The following is a 20,781-nucleotide window of genomic DNA, read 5'->3' on the forward strand; positions in this document are numbered from 1 at the left end:
TAGGAGGCGAACGGCATCGCCGGATAGACCAGGCCGCCATCGGGGAAGCGGCCACTGTGCATCATCTGGTAGAATTGATCCGACGTCCACGTGCCGATCCCGGTCTGCGGGTCAGGCGTGATGTTCGACGTGTAGAGCGTGCCGAACGGCGTTTTCATCGGAAGGCCGCCGGCGAAGGTCTTGCCTTCGCGCGCGGTGTGACAGGCGATGCAATCGCCGGCCCGCGCGAGATATTCGCCCTTGGCAATGACGGCCGGATCGGCCGCCTTCTGTTGCGCCAGTGCCGTGATCGGCGACATCGCCAGTATCAGCCCGACAAGCAGTCCTGTTGAGGTTCGCGACATCGGTACGATCCCTTCAGTGCGGTTCGCTGCCGCATTCGAGCGGCATCGGAAGGCTGCCTCGCGGCGCGAAGGATGGATCGGCCGGCGCCGGACGCGAGGACAGGTAGGCGGCCACGGCCTTGACGTCGTCCTCCGTCAGCAGGCTCGCGACCACCTGCATGCAATCTGGGGCGAGCGCAGTGCGCGTGCCGTAGCGCCAGCCGCCGAGCTGGCCGCTGATATACGCCGCACGCAGGCCAAGCAGGCCGGGAATGCCGGGCTCCATGCCGCCCAACGTGGGACCATGACAGGCCGAACAGGGCGGAATGCCGTGCTGCGGATCGCCGTTCTTCACGATCGCTTCGCCGCGCGCCAGGATCTCCTTGCTGTCGACCGGCGGAACCGGCGGCGGAAACGCCGGCCGGAGCGAAGCGAAATACTCGGCGATCTGCTTCAGGTAATCGTCAGTCTGAAACTCCAGCAGGTAGTTCATCGGCGGATATTTCCGCCGTCCATCCCTGAACGCGATCAGCTGGTTATAGAGGTAGCCGGCGGGCTTGCCGGCAAGACGGGGAAAATAGACGTCGCTGGTGCCCTCGCCTTCGGTGCCGTGGCAGGGCGCGCAGGCGAGGACGCGCGCGGCCATCGTATCGGGTGCACGCTCCGCGGTTTGCGATTGCGCCGCGCCGATCGGCAATACAATCGAGGCAAGAAACCCAAGAAGCGGTATCAGGCGATGCGCCACAACTCACCCCCAGCGCGACGACGATGTGCAATTACTTGCACACAGCCGAACAGGAGGCAACGAAGTGCACCACTTCGACGCATCGCATTTGATTTAGATCAACGCTCTATTTGCGATAGACCTGCGACGGATCGAACAGCCGATCGGCATCGACGAAGGACAGGCTGATCGCGCCGCCCTCACCCTTCACCGCGCGATAGAAGCAGGAGCGCCGCCCGGTGTGGCAGGCAGCGCCGATCTGCTCGACCTTGATCCACACCGCGTCCTGATCGCAATCCATCCGGATCTCGACCACACGCTGAGTCTGGCCCGAGCTCTCGCCCTTGCGCCACAGCGCATTACGCGAGCGGCTGAAGTACCAACCTTCGCCGGTCGCGATCGTCTTGCGGAGGGCTTCGTCGTTCATATGCGCGACCATGAGCACATCGCCGGTCGCGGCATCGGTCGCGACGCAGGTCACGAGACCTGTCGCGTCGAATTTGGGCTGGAAGACCAGCCCTTCTTCGCGGTCGTGATCGTGGGTCGATGCGGACACGGAAAACCTCGCTTAGGGAATTGCGAGGTTACCGGTTCGGTCCTCGCACCAGAGACAGGAAGCGCTGCTGCTCCGCCGGATTGTCGCGGAACATGCCGGTGAAGCGGCTGGTAAAGGTCGATGCACCGTGCTTGGCGACGCCGCGCACCGACATGCAGGTATGCTCCGCCTCGATCAGTATCGCAACGCCGCGGGGCTTCAGCACCTCGTCGATCGCGGCTGCGATCTGCGCGGTGAGATGCTCCTGGGTCTGCAGGCGGCGGGCGAATATGTCGGTCAGCCGCGCCAGCTTGGAGAGGCCGACGACGCGCTCCACCGGAGTATAGGCGATATGCGCCTTGCCGTAGAACGGCATCATGTGATGCTCGCACTGCGAGGTGAATTCGATGTCGCGGACCAGGACGAAGTCGTCGTAGCCGGCGGTCTCGCCGAAGGTGCGGTTCAGCACTTCGGCCGGGCACTGATGATAGCCTTGATAGAGCTCGTCATAAGCCTCGACGACGCGGCGCGGCGTGTCGAGCAGACCTTCGCGGAAGGTGTTCTCGCCGATATAGGCGAGCAGCGTCTTCACGGCGTCCTCGGCCTCCGCACGCGACGGGCGCGGCTGGTCGGCACGGACGGCGGCCGCCATGAATTCTGAGGGGTCGAGCTCGCTGGCCTTGGCGTCGGCTGGCTTGTTGGGGCGAATCGGTTTGATCAAGGCGTCCATGTCGTCTCCGTTCGACCGGCCCTGGCACTGCCCTCGGGCCGGATGTGTCACCGGGCAGACGGGGCGGATTGTCGAACCGCCGGGCGCCTGAGTCCCCATCTTGTAGCACCACAACGGCGAATGTGGTCCGCGGTGGCCGCATGGCCGGGCTATGTTTCCGGCGCTGCCGTCCATATATAGGACGGTGAAACCCAGCCGCCAAGAGCGCCCGGCGCCGCCGGAACCAGGCATCTGTCCCCATGCTGAACGACATTTACAACAAGCGGATCATCGAGTTGGCCGGCAATATTCCGCGCCTCGGACGGCTGGCCGAGCCGGACGCCAGCGCCACCGCCCACTCCAAATTGTGCGGTTCGACCGTCAAGGTCGACCTCAAGATGGACGGCCCTGTCGTGACCGACTTCGCCCATGACGTGAAGGCCTGCGCGCTCGGCCAGGCCTCCTCCTCGATCATGGCGAGCCATGTGGTGGGCTCGACCGCGGACGAGCTGCGCGACTTGCGCGAGACCGTCCGCAAGATGCTGAAGGAAAACGGCCTGCCCCCGCAGGGCGGCAAATGGGCCGACATCGCGCTGCTCGAGCCGGTGCGCGACTACAAGGCCCGCCATGCCTCGACGCTCCTGACCTTCGATGCCGTGGTCGATGCGATCGGCCAGATCGAGGCCAAGGCCAAGCAGCCGGCGTAAGCCTACCGCCGGCGAAGACCCTACTGGGACGGCTGGACCGGCGCCGGCGCTGCGGTGCCGCCGGTCGGCACCACGGCCTCGGCGGTCTTGGTCGCCTTCGCGGCCTGCGGTGGCGCCTCACCCTCCATCGCGCGGCTCACGAAGCGATCGGTGTTCTTCGGCTTCGCTTCGGCAACGGGAATTGCACTGTCCTGCCGCGGCAGGACATCGGCGACCGCATCCGTGGTGACGAGATTGGTCAGCCGCAATTCGGCCGCGGACAATTCGTGCAGATCTTCCCACGGCGGCACGCTGAGTGCGAGCGACAACAGCTCACCTGCCCCGCCCATGTCGAAGGTGTACTTGGCGAGACGGCCGATATCGCGCTCGACGATCATCAGGTCCTGCGCGGTGTAGCTCGCGGCCTTGGCGTCGTCGGCGCGGTCGCCCATCCAGATCTGATGCACGCGGACATGGGCGGCCGGCGGCACGTAGCGGGTCTTGCCCGACAGCAGCAGGAACACGCACATCGACTCGCAATAGGCATCCGGCAGCACGCTGGCGCGATCACCGGTCGCGGCCTGATTGGCGACGCTGATGCCAACCGTGGTCAGCGCGCCGAGACCGCGGAAGCGGCGGCCGAGCGCGATCGCGTCGTTGACCGAGCCGCCGCTGGAGTCGAGCACGATGGTGGCGCCGTTGAGCGGGCGGCTGCGCGCGAACTCGTCGAATTCCTTGGGGCTGTCAGCCGTGATGATGCCGACCGCCGACACCCAGCCCCGGCAATTCGGCTGGCAAGCGATCCAGCTGAACTTCATCGGCAGCTTGCGCTCTTCGAGGGTCGAGCTCGCCCGTGCGGAACTGCCCGCCGTCGTGACCGTGCCGGAAACTGCGAAGCAAAGGGCAACGGCGCCGGTGAGCACCCAACTGCGCAACGAGAGCGACTTGACGAGTCTCAATTTGGTTCCTTCCCCCAAGCCCTTGGTGATACGAGCGGTGGCAATGGCCCCATGGCAACGCGCCACGATTCTGTCATCCGCGCGTTATGGGAACGGTAGCCTTGCTGACCTGGACCGTCCATAGGACCTTTGCTGCAGCGCCATTTGCGCTGTGCAATAATCACGAACTGTGGCGTAAATATCTGCAATTGAACAGTTCCTTGGCTTGGAACCCCCGCGAGACTACGTACATACTTGCATATGCCGTCGACAGATCATTCAACGTCACACCATCCGCGATGCATGGACTGTGCCACAACTGCGCGTCGATTGCCGCGCAACTTCGGCCGCGCCCTGATCTGGATCTACCGGCACACGCTGTCACCGCTGGTGGGCTACAACTGCCGGCACCTGCCGACCTGCTCGGTCTATGGCGACGAGGCGATCGAGCGCTTCGGGCTTTGGGCCGGCGGATGGATGACGCTGGCGCGACTGCTGCGCTGCCAGCCCTGGGGCACGTCGGGCATCGACAACGTGCCGGCGGTCAAGCCGCCAGGCGCGCAGTGGTACTTGCCATGGCGCTACGGCCGCTGGCGCGGCGTCAACGACACCTGATCAATTGCTGCGGCGCTTCCAGGCGCTAGCGCGCATTGCTGGTTCGGCGGAACTGTGGCGATACTTTCTGCATTGTTTCGTTGCCCGCTTGGGATCCCCTCGGGGAGGAAACAACAATGCGCTGGAAAATCAGCCACAACGGTCACGATCCCCGGCAGATCGATTTGTTGGCCGTACTTGCCCTGCTGGTCGTGATCATTGCCGCCTACGGCTACTTTACCCACAATTCCAACAAGCCGAGCACGACGGCGTTCATCGTGCCGAGCCAGAGCGTCAAGTGGTGAGGCACATACCTACTCGGCTGGAGCAGTGCGCACCGGGCGCGGCCGCGTGATGACCACGACCACCAGGGCCGCCGCGACGAAGGCCGTCGCCACGTAGCCCGCGCTATGCAGCCATTCGCGCGCGAACAGCAATCCGCCGATCGCCGAGCCGATGGCCTGGCCGATATACAGCACCGAGGTGTTGAGCGAGACCGACGCCGACGCGAGCGCCGGCGCCGCGCCGACCAGACGCACCTGCTGCATCGAATTGGTCGAGGCGAAGCCCAGGCCCCACACCGCAACGGAGGCGGCCATCAATGCATAGGCGCCCGCGCTCAGCGCCCAGCCGGCCACGCCGGCGAGCAGTAGCACGGTGAACAGGACCGACGTCTTCCAGGCGCCCCAGGAATCCACGATGCGGGTTGCGATCGCGATGCCAACGAAGCCGAAAATGCCGTACAGCGCGAACACGATCCCGACGGCGTCGGCATTGGCGCCGGTCAGCTTGGCGAGCAGCGGCCCCATGAAGGTGAACACCACGAACTGACCCGACATCTGCAACGTCGTGATCGACAGCAGCAGGATGACGGTCGGATTACGGCCGAGATCGGCCCACGTCCTCAAATCGACCGGCAAGCCATGCAATCCGCCGGGCAGCCGCCACCACAGCAGCAGCGAGCTCACGAGCCCGGTCAGCGCGATCGCGCCATAGGTCACGCGAAAACCGTAACGGCTTGCGATGAAGGTGATCAACGGCAGCCCGATCGCGGCGGCGAGCGACCAGCCGAGGAAGATGTAGGCGATCGTGCTGCCGCGCTTCTCCACCGGCACGATCAGCGCCGCGGTGCCGGCTGCCTGCGGCGTGTAGAGCACGCCGACCGCGAGCATCACGAGGCGGATGGCCAGCAGACTGTCGTAGTCCGGTGCGAAAGCCGATGCCGCGTTGGTGAGCGTCAGCACCAGCAGCGTCGCCGTCAGCAGAGCGCGCCGTTCGAACCGGCTGGTCAGCCACGCCGTCACCGGCGAGCCCACGCACAGGACGATCGCGCCGAAGGTGATCAGGAGACCCGCGGTGTGGATCGTGACGCCGAGGCCATCAGACAATTCCGCCAGCATGCCGGCCGGCGCCAGCACCGAGCAGCCGGTGACGATGTTGCCGAGCATCAATGCGGTTGGAGCGAAGCGTTTCACGCCGCGGTGTTAACAGACTCCGAGATCAATGCAACTGCATCTAAATGCATGGCACTTGATCGCTTGGCGCCTCTTGCGCTCACGGCGCCGGCGATGCCGTCGGCGCCGCGTTGACGCTCGGCGAAACGACAGGGGGAATCGGAGCCGCGGGCTTCGGACCTGCCGTCGCCGCCGGACACGATGCCAGAAGCTGCGTCCATCCCTGATCCAGCCCGGTCGTGTCGATGTCGAATGTCGCATAGCCGGGCTTCAGGTCGGACTTTGGATCGGACCTGACGTCGGATCTGGCATCGGACGACGGCGTGCTTTCGCCGACCTGAAGATGGGGGACCGCCAGCATCGCCTGCACGCTGTCCGAGCTCACCGGGTCGCTCCAGACCTCGTATTTGCCGAACCGCGCCGGCGATCTGCCGAACGCGATGGTCTTGGTGGCGCCGGCCATCATCACCACCGTGCTCTTGCCGGCGACGCCTTCATCGAATTCGCGCACGAACATCAGCCGCCCGCGATCCCTGTTCTCGCAGAACAGGCGCCACTCCATCATGCGGAACGAACTGCCGTCGCCCTTTTTCTCCTGCGCGATCTTGCGCACATAGGGCCGCGTTTCCTTCTCCACCGCCCACAGGGTTTCCGGCAACGGCCGCGTATCGATTCCGAAGCGATAGAGTTCCGGCCGCGTCAGCACGTGCAGGCTCTCGAACTTCACAGTCCGGATCAGTTCGCTGAGCTCATGGCTGATCCCCATCGCCGCCAGGAACAGGTTGCGGTCGCGATCGGCGCTCACCATCTCGCGCCGCCTGAAGTCCGCGACAGCCTGGGGCGGAGGATGCCCATGGACCACGAACATCAGCTTGGAATTGTGGACCCCGAGCACCGAATCGGGTGCCACTTCGCGGGTGGTCGCGCCCAGGAACAGATAGGCGCAGGCCGAAACGCACATCGCATTTCGGGTCGTGAGTTCGGCCTCGACCTCCCCCTTCGCAGCCTTGATCTTGAGGCAGGCGGCGTCGACCTGCGTACCGGTGGAACAGGCCGGCACGTTGGTGCGGCCGACCCGGGCAACCGCCTTGCGCGCGCGCAGAAACCGCGCAATCGCATAGGACTGCTCGACGTTTCCGCCGGGCGAGTGAAGGTAGATCGGAAGCTGCGTGTCCTTCATGGCAAGCAGGAAGCTGCGAATCCGCGCCGCCGCATCCCGGTCGATCTCGCCTTCGATCGCGATCCAGCGATCGCAACCGGCGCCGCAGGCGTTCGCCGGTCCCTTGGCGAGGTAGATCGTCAGTCGTTTCGCAAATCCGACCTTCTCGACCGGTGTTTCTTCCGCCCGCAAGACGCCGGGGACCAGAAGCAGCGCCACGAAAAACAGGACACGGGAAAGCATGAATTTGGCGGATCGCACGATGTCGGGAAGGTGGACGTTCGACGTTAGACGATGATCGGCAGCGTCGCAACGCTCGGTGCCGTCAGGTGCGGCGAGCTTGCCTCAATTCCCTGCCGCAGGAGGGCCATTTTCTTGATATTGCCGGATTGCAGGCGTCAAATCCCCTGCTATACCGCTGCTTCCGCTTACCTGCGCTCGTTCGCAGGAGTGAGCTACAGGAGACATCATGGCAGACACGCCGCCCAAATCCGAATCCGGATTCCAGTACAGCCTCTCCAACCTCAAACCCGCAGAACCCGTGGACAAGATCGCCCTCACCTTCCCTGATGGAGCGAGGCGCGAATTCCCGAGAGGGACCACCGGTCTCGACATCGCCAAAGGCATTTCGCCCTCCCTCGCCAAGCGCACCGTCGCGATGGCGCTCGACGGCACGCTTGCCGACCTCAACGATCCCATTGAAGCCGACGCCAGGATCGAGCTGGTCGGCCGCGACGACCCGCGCGCGCTGGAACTGATCCGGCACGATGCCGCGCATGTGCTCGCCGAAGCCGTGCAGTCGCTGTGGCCGGGCACCCAGGTCACGATCGGCCCAGTGATCGAGAACGGCTTCTACTACGACTTCTTCCGCAACGAGCCGTTCACCCCGGAAGATTTTGCCGCGATCGAGAAGCGGATGCGCGAGATCGTCGCGCGCGACAAGCCGTTCACCAAGGAAGTCTGGGATCGCGAGAAGACCAAGCAGGTGTTCCGCGACAAGGGCGAGGCATTCAAGGTCGAGCTGGTCGACGCCATTCCCGGCAACGAGCCGATCAAGATCTATTTCCAGGGCGACTGGTTCGATCTCTGCCGCGGCCCGCACATGACCTCGACCGGCAAGATCGGCAACGCCTTCAAGCTGATGAAGGTTGCCGGCGCCTATTGGCGCGGCGATTCCAACAATCCGATGCTGACCCGCATCTACGGCACGGCATTCGCAAAGCAGGAAGACCTCGACGCGTACCTCAAGCAGATCGAGGAGGCCGAGAAGCGCGACCACCGCAAGCTCGGCCGCGAGCTCGACCTGTTCCACTTCCAGGAGGAAGGCCCCGGCGTGGTGTTCTGGCACCCGAAGGGCTGGACCATCTTCCAGCAGCTGATCGCCTATATGCGGCGCCGACTGCTCGGCGACTACAACGAGGTCAATGCCCCGCAGATCCTCGACAAGGTGCTGTGGGAGACCTCGGGCCACTGGGACTGGTACCGCGAGAACATGTTCGCGGCGCAATCCGCCGGCGACGAGGCCGAGGACAAGCGCTGGTTTGCGCTGAAGCCGATGAACTGCCCGGGCCATGTCCAGATCTTCAAGCACGGGCTGAAGAGCTACCGCGACCTGCCGCTGCGGCTCGCCGAGTTCGGCGTCGTACATCGCTACGAGCCGTCGGGCGCGATGCACGGCCTGATGCGGGTGCGCGGCTTCACCCAGGACGACGCCCATGTGTTCTGCACCGAACAGCAGCTCGCCGAGGAATGCCTCAAGATCAACGATTTGATCCTGTCGACCTACGCCGATTTCGGCTTTGACGGCGAGCTCACGGTCAAGCTCTCGACGCGGCCCGAGAAGCGGGTCGGCACCGACGAGATGTGGGATCACGCCGAGCGCGTGATGGCAACCGTGCTGTCGGAGATCAAGGCCAAGGGCAGCAACCGGATCCGCACCGAGATCAATCCGGGCGAAGGCGCGTTCTACGGGCCGAAGTTCGAATATGTGCTGCGCGACGCCATCGGCCGCGACTGGCAGTGCGGCACGACCCAGGTCGACTTCAACCTGCCGGAGCGGTTCGGCGCGTTCTACATCGATCACGACGGCTCGAAGAAGGCACCGGTCATGGTGCACCGCGCGATCTGCGGCTCGATGGAGCGCTTCATCGGCATCCTGATCGAGCAATATGCCGGCAACTTCCCGCTCTGGCTGGCGCCGACGCAGCTCGTGGTCACGACCATCACCTCCGAAGGCGACGAGTACGCCAAGGTGGTAGCGGCAGCGGCGCGCCGCGCCGGCCTGCGGGTCGAGATCGACCTGCGCAACGAGAAGATCAACTACAAGGTCCGCGAGCACTCGCTGGCCAAGATCCCGGCCCTGCTCGTCGTCGGCAAGAAGGAAGCCGAAACGCATTCGGTCTCGGTTCGCCGCCTCGGCAGCGAGCGCCAGGTCGTGATGCCGACCGATGAGGCGATTGCCGCGCTGGTCGATGAAGCAACGCCGCCGGACGTGAAGCGGGCGCGATCCGCCGCCTGATCTTCACAATCGGTCTAAACTGGCTTTCGCTGGCTCCGTCGTGCCCCCATCTTGGGGGCACGACTCCCCTTGAAGGACATTTCCGTGCCCGACGCCATTGAACTCCTGAAGACACGCCGCTCGATGAAACCGCGCGAAATGACCGGCCCGGGCCCGTCCGCGGCCGAACTCGAGACCATCCTGACCATTGGTGCGCGCGTGCCCGACCACGGCAAGCTGGCGCCCTGGCGCTTCATCGTGTTCGAGGGTGAGGCCCGCGCCCGCGCCGGCGACGTGATCGCAAAGGTCTTCGCCCGCAAGAATCCCGGCGCGCCGGCCACCGATATCGAGATCGAGAAGAAACGCCTGACCGATGCGCCGCTGGTGATCGGCGTGGTCTCCTTCACCAGGCCGCACCCGAAGGTGCCGCCGTGGGAGCAGGAACTGTCGGCGGGCGCGAGCGCGATGAACATCGTCACCGCCGCCACAGCCCTCGGCTACGGCGCCTGCTGGCTGACCGGCTGGTTCGCGTTCGACCGCGACGTGCTCGACGGTCTCGGCCTGAAGCCTGACGAGAAGCTCGCCGGCCTGATTCACATCGGAACGCCGACCAAGCCGAGCGAGGACCGCCCGCGCCCGGCGCTGTCGGATATCGTCACGCGGTTCTAGAAGCGGTCGTGAACCCATAAGCCCGCTGGGCGGGCCGCTTGCCGGAGCCCGCTCACCGGCAGCGACCAAATCTGCAACGCAGCCCAACGATGCGCTGGACCGCTAAAGCGCGATAAATCGCGCTTTGGCTTGTTGTCCAAGCATGATCTCTTCGGAAAACCGCTTCGCACTTTTCCGGTCATGCTCCAGCAGGCATCACCAGGCGTAGCGCACGACGCCCTTGCCGGCGTAACTGTTGGTCACGTTCGAGAACTCGCCCTCGAAGGTCGCTGCCGCCGACCAGCCGTTGCGCCACTTCATCTCGATCGCGGCTGTCGTCAGCGCCGACTCCGATGCCTGTGCCGCGCCGTTGACGACAAAGGATGAGACCGGCAGCGCCTGGAACGCCGCTGCCATCGTGCGGTTCGGATTGTAGTCATGCGCCCAAGCGAACCGCGTGCGCAGCGTGAGCAGGCCGTCCTGCACCGCGAACGAATTGTCGGTGCGGAAGCCGAGTTCGCTGCGCGCGTCGGTGACACTCTTGCCGGCGTAGCTGAGCGCAAAGGTCGGCAGCCCGGAGATCGTCTGCTCGGCATAGCTCGGCAGATCGAGCGTCGTGAACTGGCCGGCCGCATAGGGCGTGATGCCCATCCACGGCGTGGCGAAGCGATAGCCGCCTTCGACGCGGCCGGAATAGGCATTGGCGTTGAACTCGGCCCGGAAATGATCGAGCCCCACGACGGGCACCGTACGATCGGTCGTGATGTCCTGCCAGCCGTACGCCAGCGCGGCCGTGATGTAGGCATTGCCTTCGGTGTGGCGAACGTAAGCACCGGCCTGGAATAGATCGGAGCGTCCACTGCCGAGGCCGTTCACGCCGAAGCTCGTACCGCCGCCGGCGATGGCAAAGCCGGCGACCGTATTCAGCGATAACAGATAGTCCGCGCCGACGGCGGTGCCGTAGATGCTGCTGGTCGTGTTGTTCGATCCAACCACCGCATTGCCGCTGGTCGATTGCGAGCCGCCGAAGCCGGCCGCCCACACGCTCCAGCGTTGCTGGAACGTCGACGGCGGCGCCTTGGCGAACATCGCGAACGCATCGGTCCGACCGGTCGCGGCATAGGCGCTGGCATTGCCGTCCTCCGTGTAACCCGACACGCCCGGCGTACCTGCGCTACCGGTCCGGTTCATGAAGGGGTCGGTCAGGAGCCCCATGAACAGGTCCATGGCCTTGAACGTAGTCTGCTGCGTCGACGTCGCGAGTTCACCCGAGACCTGCGTCAGGCCGGTCGACGTCAGCGCGCCGAACGCAATCGGTACCGTGCCGGTGCTGTTGAAGGAATTGACGATCGCATCGCTGACATTGCGCTGGTTGATGTTGAGCCCGCCGCTTGGCGGCGTGTACATCAGCGCGAGGTTGAGATAGGCGTGCGTCGAATCGTAGCTCAGCGTCGAGGTGAAGCCGGATGGCAGGTTGGTGCTGGCCAGCGCGTTGAACGTGCCGCCGATGCCGCCTGCCGCGGCGACGATGGTGTATTGCTTGTTGACGTAGGTGCCTGACGAGAAGAACGCCTGCACCGAGGCGCCGCCCAAGGTGGCCGATCCCGTCGCGTTCACGAAGGGTGCGGTCGTCGGATTGATCGCCACCTGATAGAACGCACCCGACGAGAATGCGAGACTGCCGTTGACCGTCATCGACGATCCAGCCGTGCCGTTGCCTGCTGCGAAGATGCCGCCACTGCCGACGCTGAGGTTTGCGACTGCGCCGGTGCCGAACAGCGCACCGCCCGTGATCGTCGTGGTGCCGTTGATCGTGCCGGTGTTGTTGAAGGTGCCGCCAGTGTTGGTCAGGCCTCCGTTGAGCGTGCCGGCATTGCTCGCCGTGCCGCTGTTGGTCACCAGGCCTGATACGGTGGCGCCCGTCCCGTTAGTGAAGGTGCCCGCGGTCGTGATGGTCCCGGTCCAGATCCCATTGTTGGCGATCGTGCCGCTATTGCCGGCGACGTTGGCAACGTAGTTGCCGTTATTGATCACGGTGCCGGCGTTGGTGAGATCGTCATGCAGCGTACCGCCTGCCGCTACGACGATCTTGCCCGCCGCCGTGTTGGTGACCGAGCCGAATGTCGCCGCGCCGCCGCTATCGACGACGAAGTTCGCGGCGTTGGTGAGCGAGGCGCTGTGCGTGATCGCGCCGCCATTGCCGATCTCCAGCGTGCCGCCGTTCACCGTCGTCGCGCCGAGATAGGTGTTGGTGCCCGTCAGGATCTGCCTGCTGTCGCCGTTCTTGACCAATGCCAGCTTGGGACCGGCCGCGCCGCCTTCGCCGTCGCCTCCCCCACCGTTCTGGATCGCGCCGGAGAACGTCGTCGACCCGCCGTTCACGCCCGTGATCGTCAGCGTCGCCGTGCCGCTCGCCGCGGCATTCCTGACGATACCACCACCGTTGCTTCCATCCGCAAGCGAGGCGACCGAGTTGCTGTAGCCCGACAGATCGAGCGTCGCGCCGGCATTGACCAGGAATGCGGAATTGCGCGAGAGGCCCGTCGATGATTGCGCGATGACGGTACCCGACGCAATATTCGTCGTGCCGGAATACGTGCTGACGCCGCCCAGCAAAATGCCCTCCGCGAAAGCACGCGGATTGCTGCTCATCAATGTCAGCGTGCCGCCTCGCGACGAGGCCGCATCCGAGATCGTGCCGAACAAGCGAATGAGGCCGCCGGCATCGTCGATCGTGCCGCCCCTGGCGGTGATCTCGACGCCGTTGGCAAAAGAACGATCGAGCAAGGGACCGGCCGCAAGCGTGCCGCCGTTGAACGTCAGCGTCCCCAGACCGATCGCCGAGGCCGTCTGGGTCGAGGGAATATTGACATTGGTGAAGACGGACGCGCCCCGGACCACCAGCGTTCCCTGCGACAGCGTGGTGCCGCCCGTATATGTATTGGACGCGGTCAGGATCGTCGTGCCGCTGCCGGCCTGTACGACCTTGCCACCGCCGCCATCGGAAATGGTGCCGTCGAACTGGTAGGTGTTGTTGCGATCGAAGATGAGTGTTCCGCCAAGCGTCACGTTGCCGACAATCGAACCGGTCCCGTTGCCATTGCCGAGCTGCAGGGTCGCACAATTACAGACCTGCGTTCCGCCGGTGTAGGTGTTTGCACCGGTCAGCGTCAGCGCCCCTCCGTTGATCTTCAGCGCACCGCCGCCATCATTCTGGATACCGCCGTCCTGGATCACGCCCGCGAATGACGTCGAACCCGTCGTGATGGTCAGCGTCCGGGCGCCGAGCGACACCGTCCCCGTCTGACCCGTAGCGGTATTGCCGAGCGCTGTGATCGACGCGCCGGCAGAGGTCTGCGAGATGTCGAAGGTCGCTCCGGTCGCGAGATTGACCGCGCTCGATGCTGCGATCGCGCCGGCTCCCGACAGCGCCAGAGTGCCCGCATTGATCGTCGTCCCACCGGAGTATGTGTTGGTGCCGGTCAGCGTCAGCTTGGTCTGGCTGCCGCTGAGCGTCAGTCCCGTCGAGCCGGTGCCGTCCTTGATAATGCCATCGAACGTCGTCGCGCTGCCGCCCTGGTTGTTGACCGTCAGCACCGCCGCCGCACCGTTGTTGGTGACGATGCCGCTGCCGGACAGCCCCGCGATATGCTGGTTGAAGCCACCGAGATCGAGATTGCTGGCGGCCTTCACCGTCACCGATGAATTGGCGCTGAACGCGTTCATCGCACCGCCGATCAGCGAGCTGGCGTTCACGCCATCGCCGACGGTCGTATTTCCGGAGTAGGTGTTGGCGCCACTCAGCGTCAGCGCCGTGTTCGCGTTGACGAGCGAGAGCCCGGTCTTGCCGCTGCCGTCGGTGATTGTGCCCGAGAAGGTCGAGGCGGTACCGCCCACGATGGTCAGGACATTCGAGTTGGTGACGTTCGTCACGTTACCGGTGCCGCTCAGCACTGCGATCTGTTGATCGGAACCACCGAGATTGAGGGTCCCGTTGACGACAACACCGCTCGACGCCGCGATCGCATTGCCGACGCCAAGGTTCAACGTCGCCGCGCTGTTGATGGTTGTCCGGCCGGTATAGGTCTCCGTATTGGCCAGCGTCACGGATCCGCCGGCGTTGCCGCCGGTATTGGCGATCGTCAGACCGCCGGTGGTGCCGTTGCCGTTACCGATGACGCCGGAGTAGGTGAAAGCAAATCCGTTGGCGTCGATCGTGCCACCGGTGGTGTTGATCGCCGCCGTATTGGCGATGGTGTAGGCGCCACCTGCCTGCAGCGTACCGCCATCGAACGTCACGACACCGGTGCCGAGCGGCCCTGAAGTGACCGCGCCCGCGGCGCCGGTCGAGGATGCGTTGACCTGGGTGATGCCAGCCGACAGCGTCGTGCCGCCCGAGTAGGTATTGGCAGCCGAGAGGCCGAGCGTGCCGCTGCCGATCTGCGCCACCTTGCCGTTGCCGCTGATCGTGCCGCTGAACGCGATGGTGTTCGAGCGATCGAATGCGAGCTTGCCATTGTTGGCGACGTCGCCGATGATCGAACCCGTCGTGCCGCCGTTGCCGAGCTGCAAGGTGCCGCTGTTGATCGTGGTGCCGGCGGAATAAGTATTCGCGCCGGTCATGATGACCGTGCCGCCCGAGATGGCGACCGCCGCGCCGGCGCCGGTGCCGCCGGTATAACCCTGGCCCGTCGGAAGGCTCGCGGCGCTGTCGTCGGCAATCGTGCCGCCAAGTGTGAGCGTGCCGGTCGGATTGAACGTAGTCGTCGTTCCACTGGTCAGAAACAGGTCCGAGCCGGCCGCCGCGCCCGAGTTGGCGCCCGCGCCTCCGGTGACGACGCTGCTCCCGAATGTGCCGTCACCCACGGTCAGCGAGGCGCCGGCGCGGACGAACACAGCGCCGCCGAAAGCGGCGCCACCGCCGGCGCTGCCGGCCCCGCCATTTCCACCGCCGACGCCGCCGGATCCGGCAGCACTGTTGCCGGTGCCGGCCCCGCCGCCGCCGCCAAAGCCGCCGTTGCCGGCCGACGCGGCGGCGTAACCGCTGCCGCCGCCGCCGCCACCGTAGCCGCCGGATCCTGCGCTACCGAAGTTGACACCACCGCCGCCGCCACCGAAATCGCCGCCATTGCCGGCCGTGGAGCTATTGGCGGCCGCGCCGCCACCACCGCCGCCTAGCGTGCCGTTCGTTCCGTTCGGACTGCCCGGCTGCGAACCGCCGGCGCCGCCGGCACCGCCGGCCAATCCGCCGCCGCCGCCGCCGCCGCCGCCGTTGACATTCGAGGTGCTGCCGTTGCCACCGTTGCCACCGGTGATGCCGCCGCCGCCACCGCCGCCGCCGGTCGAGAATCCTGCAGCACCCGTCCTTCCTGCACCGCCAGTACCGCCGTTGATGCCATTTTGGCCCGCGCCGCCGTTCGTTCCGTCACTTCCGTTACCACCGCCACCACCGGTCCCGCTGCCGCCGGCACCGCTGTTCAGGAATGTCGATCCGTTATTGGATCCGCCGGCGCCACCGCCGCCACCGCTGAAACCGCCGCCACCGCCACCGGCATCCTGACCGCCGACCCCGCCACTGCCGCCCAGACCACCGCCGCCACCGCCGCCGGGTGTACCGTTATGCGCCACAGCACCGCCAGCGGCGCCGCCCGTGGCGGTGTTGTTGCTGAACGTCACGTTGCTGACGGTCGTCGAGCCGGCGTTGACAAAGATCGCACCACCGGCGCCCAGACCACCGCCGCCGGGGGCGGCGCTGGATGCGCCGCCGGCACCGCCCTGGGCACTGCCATTGGCAATCGTGAGGTTCGAAATCGCAACCGTGCCTGAGAGCACGAAGAACACGCGATTGGCGTTGCCGCCGCTGATGACGAGGCCGCTCGATCCCGAGCCATCGATCGTGACGTTGTTATTGATGGGCGGCAGCGCGCCATTGGCGGTGCTGGTTGCAATGGTCGAGTTGGCAGGCAGGTTGAACGTGATCGTCCCACCTGCAACGTTAGCCTGATTGATGGCATCGCGCAGCGAGCCCGGACCGCTGTCGGCGGTGGTGGTGACGACGAACTGCGCTTGCGCCGCGGTTACCGTCCCGAGACAGACCGCGACGACCAGCGCCGCCGCGAGCCAAAACTTGTCTCTCACTGTGCCGGCCGCCCGCATAAATTGATTTCCATGCATTGGTTCGTCCGCCCCACGGCGCCACCCTGAATCCAGGCCGATCGTCGGCGGCCCCTGCGAAATGACTGCTGCAAATTGATTTCAAGCGGTACGATGGCGCCCGACGCAAACTCCGCTCCTCATGTCGCAGGCTTTCGAGCGCACGTCTTCTCAGCCCGCGCACTGCGCCTTCTCACCCAGCGCATAGAGGTGCTTTTTGGCTGGATGTTACTAAACGGCCACGCTGCGATTCGGGCCGGCTCGGGAATGCTGGCGCTCAGATACGCTGCGGGAATTGAAGCGAGAGCGGATGTCAGCGCGGGCAATATCCGCTGGACCGCTGACAGCCGGCAGGTCGCCCGCTCGGCGACGCGCTGGTCCGACATTGCCCGGCAACGGCAACGGTGCAATGCCCCGGGTCAAGCCCGAGCGAGACGGACTAGGCCGCCTTCGACGCGCGCTCCGCAAAGCCGCTCAGCAAGGCTGCGATCTCGTGCCCCGGCCTCGCGGCACTGAACAGGAATCCCTGCACCTCGTTGCAGCCCTCGGCGCGCAGCCAGTCGAGCTGGTCCGTCGTCTCGACGCCTTCCGCGGTCGTGGTGATCTTGAGGCTGCGGCCGAGGCCGGAGATCGCACGCACGATCGCGACGCAGTCCGAGCGCCGCGCCAGATCCTTCACGAAGGAGCGGTCGATCTTGATCTTGTCGAACGGGAAGCTGCGCAGATAGCTCAGGCTGGAATAGCCGGTGCCGAAATCGTCCATCGAGATGCTGACGCCGAGCTCGCGCAGCTGATGCAGGATGGCGAGATTGGCCTCGGTCTCCGCCAGAAACACCGATTCGGTGATCTCGAGCTCGAGCCGGCGCGCCGGCAGGCCCGAATGCGCCAGCGCCGAGATCACGGCCTGAACCAGATTGCGGCTACGGAACTGGACCGGCGACAGATTGACGGCGACCTTGACGTCGGCAGGCCACTTCATCGCCTCGGCGCAGGCCTCGCGCAGCACCCATTCGCCGAGCGCGACGATCAGGCCGATGTCCTCGGCGACCGGGATGAACTCCGCGGGCGAAACCATGCCCTTCTGCGGATGCCGCCAGCGCAGCAGCGACTCGAAGCCTGAGATGCGGTCGGCGGCGATATCGACCAGCGGCTGGTAGTGCAGCTCGAACTCGCGGTTGCTGAAGGCCGCGCGCAGATCGCGTTCCATGTCGCGGCGCTTCTGCGCCTGCTGATCCATCTCCGGTTCGAAGAAGTGATGCACGCCGCCGCCGTCGGACTTGGCGCGGTACAGCGCCATGTCGGCGTTGCGCATCAATTCTTCTGACGACGTGCCGTCGCCCGGCGACAGCGCAATCCCGACGCTGGCGCCGACCACGACTTCGAGCCCGTCGATGTTGTAGGGCGCGCTCAGCGCATCGATCAGCCGTTCGGCGAAAGCGCTCGCCTCGTTCGGCGAAACGTCGGCGGCAAGCACGATCGCAAACTCGTCGCCGCCGAGGCGGGCCGCCACGTCGTCGTCGCGGACCACCTCGCGCAACCGCTCCGCCACCAGCTTGAGCAGCCGGTCGCCCATCGGATGTCCGAACGAATCGTTGACGTTCTTGAACAGGTCGAGGTCGACGCACATCACCGCGACGCGCTTGTTGCCGTTTCGGCCCCGCTCCAGCGCCTCGCTCAGGCGCTGCTGATAGAAGTCGCGGTTCGGCAGGTTGGTGAGACCGTCGTGGTGCGCCATGTGGGCGATCCGCGCTTCGGCGGCGCGACGCTCGGTGATGTCGACCACCGCGACCAGATAGCCGTCGCTGCCCTCGAACATCACCTTGCGTCCGAAGGTCAGCACATGGATCTCGGTGCCATCGGCCTTGATGTGCCGCCAGTCGCGGCTCGATTGATAGACGTCGCCGATGTCGCGCAAGGCGGCACTGTGCATGCTCCACTCGTCGACCGGCCAGATCTCGCGCAGCGTCATGCCGAGAAATCTCTCCCGGCTGTATCCATAATGCTGAACGGCGGCATCGTTGACGCTGAGGAATTCCATCGTGCCGGCGTCGAACACCCACATCGGCATCGGGTTGTTCTCGAACAGCAGGCGGAACGACACCTCGCGCTGCTTCAGCGCGGTGACGTCGGAGACGGTCAGCGACAGCATGTCGCCGAACGCAGTGACGCCGAGCCGCAGGCAGCGATCGCCGCTGTCGATCTCGAACTGGCCGCCCGGACCGCTTCCGACGAATCCGAGCAGGCGGTCCATCACCGCCGGCGCCGCAAGCGGATTGCCGCCGGCGCTGAGCCGGCGCCACAGCAATTCGGTTGCGGGCCGCATCAGCAGCTTTGCAGCCCCCTGGTTGAGATGCACGACCTGGAAATCGGCCGGCTCGCCCCGCGCATCGCGGATCGCGGCGAGCGACAGCACCCCCTCGTCGGTGGCCGAGAAAATCGTATCGAGCAGATTGTACTGCGCATTGCGCTCATTGACGTAGACGCCGACCAGGATGCCGCCCCAGCGCGACCGCGTCGGCAGCGCCAGCACGTCGAAGGTCCGCACCAGCCCGTCGCGCACGCAATGCGCCGATGCGAGATAGGGCCGGCAGTTCTCGCGCGCGTTTGCGGCGGCTTCGGTCAACGCGGTAGCGCAGTCCGGCGGCAGCGCGTTGAGCGGAATGTCCCAGCGCTCGTCGTTCAGCCAGGTCTGGACATAGCGGCCGGCGTGCGAGACGCTGAGCACGCCGTCGACGTTCCGCAGCAGCACGATATGATCGGCGAGCCGGCCGAGACTGCCGAGCATCACGTCTTCATAGTGCGGCAGCTTCTCGCCGGGGCGAACCGCGGCCTGCCACTTGCGTTGCAGAACCGGAACGTCGGCGAACATCTCGGAATTGAACTTGGCCGATGTCTTAGCTGAATTCTTGTTGGCCATGACCATGGCACGCCCCGTTCACGCAAACGCCAGAGCATGATCCGGAAAATGTGCGAAGCGGTTTTCCGAAAGGATCATGCTCAAACAAAAAGCCAAAGCGCGATGACGCATCAACGTGACCCCATCGCGCCGCGGTCCCCGTGGCATCCAAGTCATGCCGCGGCTTAACGCCATGTAAAAATAGCGATGCTGCGCGTCGCCGCCAGCGATTGTGACAGCTCAAATTCGCGCGATGGTTAGTTCGCGTTAGAAACTATGACAGTTGCATGAAATGCAGCGCGGTCAGGCGTCAGCGCGCCACGACCTCGACTTCGCCATCGACGCCGTTGACGACGTTGAAGGGACGCTCGAACACCTTGCCCTCGTTCTTGGCGATTGCACGATATTCGCCTTCCGAGAGCACGACGCGCGGGAACGCGCCGATCGATTCCTTGATCACGTCGCCGCCCGGCGTAATCACCGACCATGCGGTGTTGGCGAGCGCCTCGCCGCCCTTCTCGCTGACCAGCTTCAGCGTGATGACGGCCGCGCGATGCGTGACGGTGACGTCGGTCAGCTTGCCCGCCGCGACGCGAATGTCGGAGCGCACCACCGAGTTGGCGTCACCATAGTTGGAAACGATGTAGTAGGTGCCCTCGGGCAGCAGCGCGACATCGCCGGCGGAGACGTTGGGCACCAATGGGCCGCGGTCCGAGCCGTCGAACTGGCTGCCCTTGTAGATCGCGAACGAGATCTGGTTGGCCGGGATCTTGCTGGAGCCGACCCGGCCTTCGATCCGCAGGCCGCCGGCCGGCAGCACGAACGACTCGCGGTCGGTCTCCGACTTCAGGCTGACGGCACGCACCGCGCTGACGAGACCGAGCGCGACATGGACGACGTAATTGCCGGGCGGCAGCACGACGTTCGGCGTCGCCCCGCGCTCCTCGCGGACCAGCTTGTAGGTGCCGTTGTCGTCCGGCTTGTCGGCGAACACCCGCCACACCAGCCCGGCATTGATGACCGGCAGGTCCTTGCCGTAGCGCGCCGTCAGCGAGAGCACCGCCTGCCCGGCGGTCGGGGAGCCGGCAGGCGGCGTCACCGGAGGCACGGTCGCAATGGATGGCTGGACGATGGTCGGTTGGGTCAGCGGACCGGGCAGAACGGGCCCGGAACCGGCCCCGGACGGTGGCGCCAGATTGAGAGCCGGGCCGGACGGTACATCCGGCACCGAGGCGGGCGGGATCGGCGGCGGCCGGTCGCTGAAAAACTGCGCCGACACGGAACCGGGGACCATCGCGAGCAAAAATGCCGCAAGCGCCAATAGCGGAAGGAGCCGCATGCCCCGCCCGCATCCGCCGATGCCGTTGCCCCTCGTAGTCATGTCAATGCTTTTCAACGAAAACGCGGCAAATTCAAGCCTTCGTGCAAGGGGCGTCCAAGGCTTTGTCACAATCCGGACGGCGCC

The 20,781-nt window shown here is 65.5% G+C and carries 14 protein-coding genes and 1 pseudogene; 5 read left to right on the top strand and 10 right to left on the bottom strand.

Annotated features, from left to right (window positions below):
• The 4 genes and pseudogenes from FNJ47_RS19730 to folE all read right to left on the bottom strand — a co-directional run.
• Positions 1-299, bottom strand: a pseudogene (locus FNJ47_RS19730) (cytochrome c); the annotation flags it as partial.
• A gap of 58 nt (positions 300-357) precedes the next feature.
• On the bottom strand, positions 358-969 hold the full coding sequence (locus FNJ47_RS19735) for a c-type cytochrome (protein ID WP_163155992.1): 612 nt from the start codon (positions 967-969) through the stop codon (positions 358-360).
• A gap of 205 nt (positions 970-1,174) precedes the next feature.
• Positions 1,175-1,603 (bottom strand): phosphoribosyl-AMP cyclohydrolase, encoded by a 429-nt coding sequence (gene hisI / locus FNJ47_RS19740; protein ID WP_163155994.1) that lies wholly within the window; start codon positions 1,601-1,603, stop codon positions 1,175-1,177.
• Positions 1,604-1,631: 28 nt separating this feature from the next.
• Positions 1,632-2,312: a GTP cyclohydrolase I FolE gene (gene folE / locus FNJ47_RS19745; protein WP_163155996.1), complete on the bottom strand. Its 681-nt coding sequence runs from the start codon at positions 2,310-2,312 to the stop codon at positions 1,632-1,634.
• Positions 2,313-2,551: 239 nt separating this feature from the next.
• On the opposite strand from folE, the gene FNJ47_RS19750 reads away from it, so the two are divergent.
• The gene (locus FNJ47_RS19750; protein WP_163155998.1) at positions 2,552-2,998 is read left to right on the top strand and encodes an iron-sulfur cluster assembly scaffold protein; all 447 of its coding nucleotides are present in this window, start codon (positions 2,552-2,554) and stop codon (positions 2,996-2,998) included.
• Positions 2,999-3,018: 20 nt separating this feature from the next.
• Here FNJ47_RS19750 and FNJ47_RS19755 read toward each other — a convergent pair whose 3' ends face one another.
• Positions 3,019-3,936 (bottom strand): COG3904 family protein, encoded by a 918-nt coding sequence (locus tag FNJ47_RS19755; protein WP_163156000.1) that lies wholly within the window; start codon positions 3,934-3,936, stop codon positions 3,019-3,021.
• A 282-nt stretch (positions 3,937-4,218) separates the two neighbouring features.
• Here FNJ47_RS19755 and yidD point away from each other — a divergent pair, with 282 nt between their 5' ends.
• Both yidD and FNJ47_RS49875 read left to right on the top strand, forming a co-directional pair.
• The gene (gene yidD / locus FNJ47_RS19760; RefSeq protein ID WP_163156002.1) at positions 4,219-4,530 is read left to right on the top strand and encodes a membrane protein insertion efficiency factor YidD; all 312 of its coding nucleotides are present in this window, start codon (positions 4,219-4,221) and stop codon (positions 4,528-4,530) included.
• A 116-nt stretch (positions 4,531-4,646) separates the two neighbouring features.
• Positions 4,647-4,814 carry a hypothetical protein gene (locus tag FNJ47_RS49875; protein WP_165445763.1) on the top strand — a complete coding sequence of 56 codons (168 nt, stop codon included), beginning with the start codon at positions 4,647-4,649 and terminating at the stop codon, positions 4,812-4,814.
• 9 nt (positions 4,815-4,823) lie between these two features.
• On the opposite strand, the gene FNJ47_RS19765 is transcribed toward FNJ47_RS49875, so the two are convergent.
• Positions 4,824-5,957, bottom strand: a complete 1,134-nt coding sequence (locus FNJ47_RS19765; RefSeq protein WP_163156033.1) for an MFS transporter — start codon at positions 5,955-5,957, stop codon at positions 4,824-4,826.
• Between the two features lie 106 nt (positions 5,958-6,063).
• Positions 6,064-7,365 (bottom strand): COG3904 family protein, encoded by a 1,302-nt coding sequence (locus FNJ47_RS19770; RefSeq protein WP_163156004.1) that lies wholly within the window; start codon positions 7,363-7,365, stop codon positions 6,064-6,066.
• Between the two features lie 226 nt (positions 7,366-7,591).
• Between FNJ47_RS19770 and thrS the strand changes: the two genes are divergently transcribed.
• Together thrS and FNJ47_RS19780 are read left to right on the top strand one after the other, a co-directional pair.
• Positions 7,592-9,640 (top strand): threonine--tRNA ligase, encoded by a 2,049-nt coding sequence (gene thrS, locus FNJ47_RS19775; protein WP_163156006.1) that lies wholly within the window; start codon positions 7,592-7,594, stop codon positions 9,638-9,640.
• Between the two features lie 84 nt (positions 9,641-9,724).
• Positions 9,725-10,288, top strand: a complete 564-nt coding sequence (locus FNJ47_RS19780) for a nitroreductase family protein (protein WP_163156008.1) — start codon at positions 9,725-9,727, stop codon at positions 10,286-10,288.
• A 195-nt stretch (positions 10,289-10,483) separates the two neighbouring features.
• Here FNJ47_RS19780 and FNJ47_RS19785 read toward each other — a convergent pair whose 3' ends face one another.
• The 3 genes from FNJ47_RS19785 to FNJ47_RS19795 form a co-directional block, all read right to left on the bottom strand.
• Positions 10,484-16,405 carry an autotransporter-associated beta strand repeat-containing protein gene (locus tag FNJ47_RS19785; RefSeq protein ID WP_163156010.1) on the bottom strand — a complete coding sequence of 1,974 codons (5,922 nt, stop codon included), beginning with the start codon at positions 16,403-16,405 and terminating at the stop codon, positions 10,484-10,486.
• Positions 16,406-16,859: 454 nt separating this feature from the next.
• Positions 16,860-19,343, bottom strand: a complete 2,484-nt coding sequence (locus FNJ47_RS19790; RefSeq protein ID WP_163156012.1) for a putative bifunctional diguanylate cyclase/phosphodiesterase — start codon at positions 19,341-19,343, stop codon at positions 16,860-16,862.
• A gap of 283 nt (positions 19,344-19,626) precedes the next feature.
• Positions 19,627-20,697, bottom strand: a complete 1,071-nt coding sequence (locus FNJ47_RS19795) for a hypothetical protein (RefSeq protein WP_163156014.1) — start codon at positions 20,695-20,697, stop codon at positions 19,627-19,629.
• Between the last annotated feature and the right edge of the window lie 84 nt (positions 20,698-20,781).

Origin of the sequence: Bradyrhizobium uaiense, assembly GCF_010811875.1 — a bacterium.
Classification (GTDB): domain Bacteria; phylum Pseudomonadota; class Alphaproteobacteria; order Rhizobiales; family Xanthobacteraceae; genus Bradyrhizobium; species Bradyrhizobium uaiense.

Excerpts from the sequence above, each read along its gene's own strand:
- FNJ47_RS19770 (WP_163156004.1), bottom strand. The coding sequence starts at position 7,365 with ATGCTTTCCCGTGTCCTGTTTTTCGTGGCGCTGCTTCTGGTCCCCGGC.
- yidD (WP_163156002.1), top strand. The coding sequence starts at position 4,219 with ATGGACTGTGCCACAACTGCGCGTCGATTGCCGCGCAACTTCGGCCGC.
- FNJ47_RS49875 (WP_165445763.1), top strand. The coding sequence starts at position 4,647 with ATGCGCTGGAAAATCAGCCACAACGGTCACGATCCCCGGCAGATCGAT.
- FNJ47_RS19795 (WP_163156014.1), bottom strand. The coding sequence starts at position 20,697 with ATGACTACGAGGGGCAACGGCATCGGCGGATGCGGGCGGGGCATGCGG.
- thrS (WP_163156006.1), top strand. The coding sequence starts at position 7,592 with ATGGCAGACACGCCGCCCAAATCCGAATCCGGATTCCAGTACAGCCTC.
- FNJ47_RS19790 (WP_163156012.1), bottom strand. The coding sequence starts at position 19,343 with ATGGTCATGGCCAACAAGAATTCAGCTAAGACATCGGCCAAGTTCAAT.
- folE (WP_163155996.1), bottom strand. The coding sequence starts at position 2,312 with ATGGACGCCTTGATCAAACCGATTCGCCCCAACAAGCCAGCCGACGCC.
- FNJ47_RS19750 (WP_163155998.1), top strand. The coding sequence starts at position 2,552 with ATGCTGAACGACATTTACAACAAGCGGATCATCGAGTTGGCCGGCAAT.
- FNJ47_RS19735 (WP_163155992.1), bottom strand. The coding sequence starts at position 969 with ATGGCCGCGCGCGTCCTCGCCTGCGCGCCCTGCCACGGCACCGAAGGC.
- FNJ47_RS19765 (WP_163156033.1), bottom strand. The coding sequence starts at position 5,957 with ATGCTCGGCAACATCGTCACCGGCTGCTCGGTGCTGGCGCCGGCCGGC.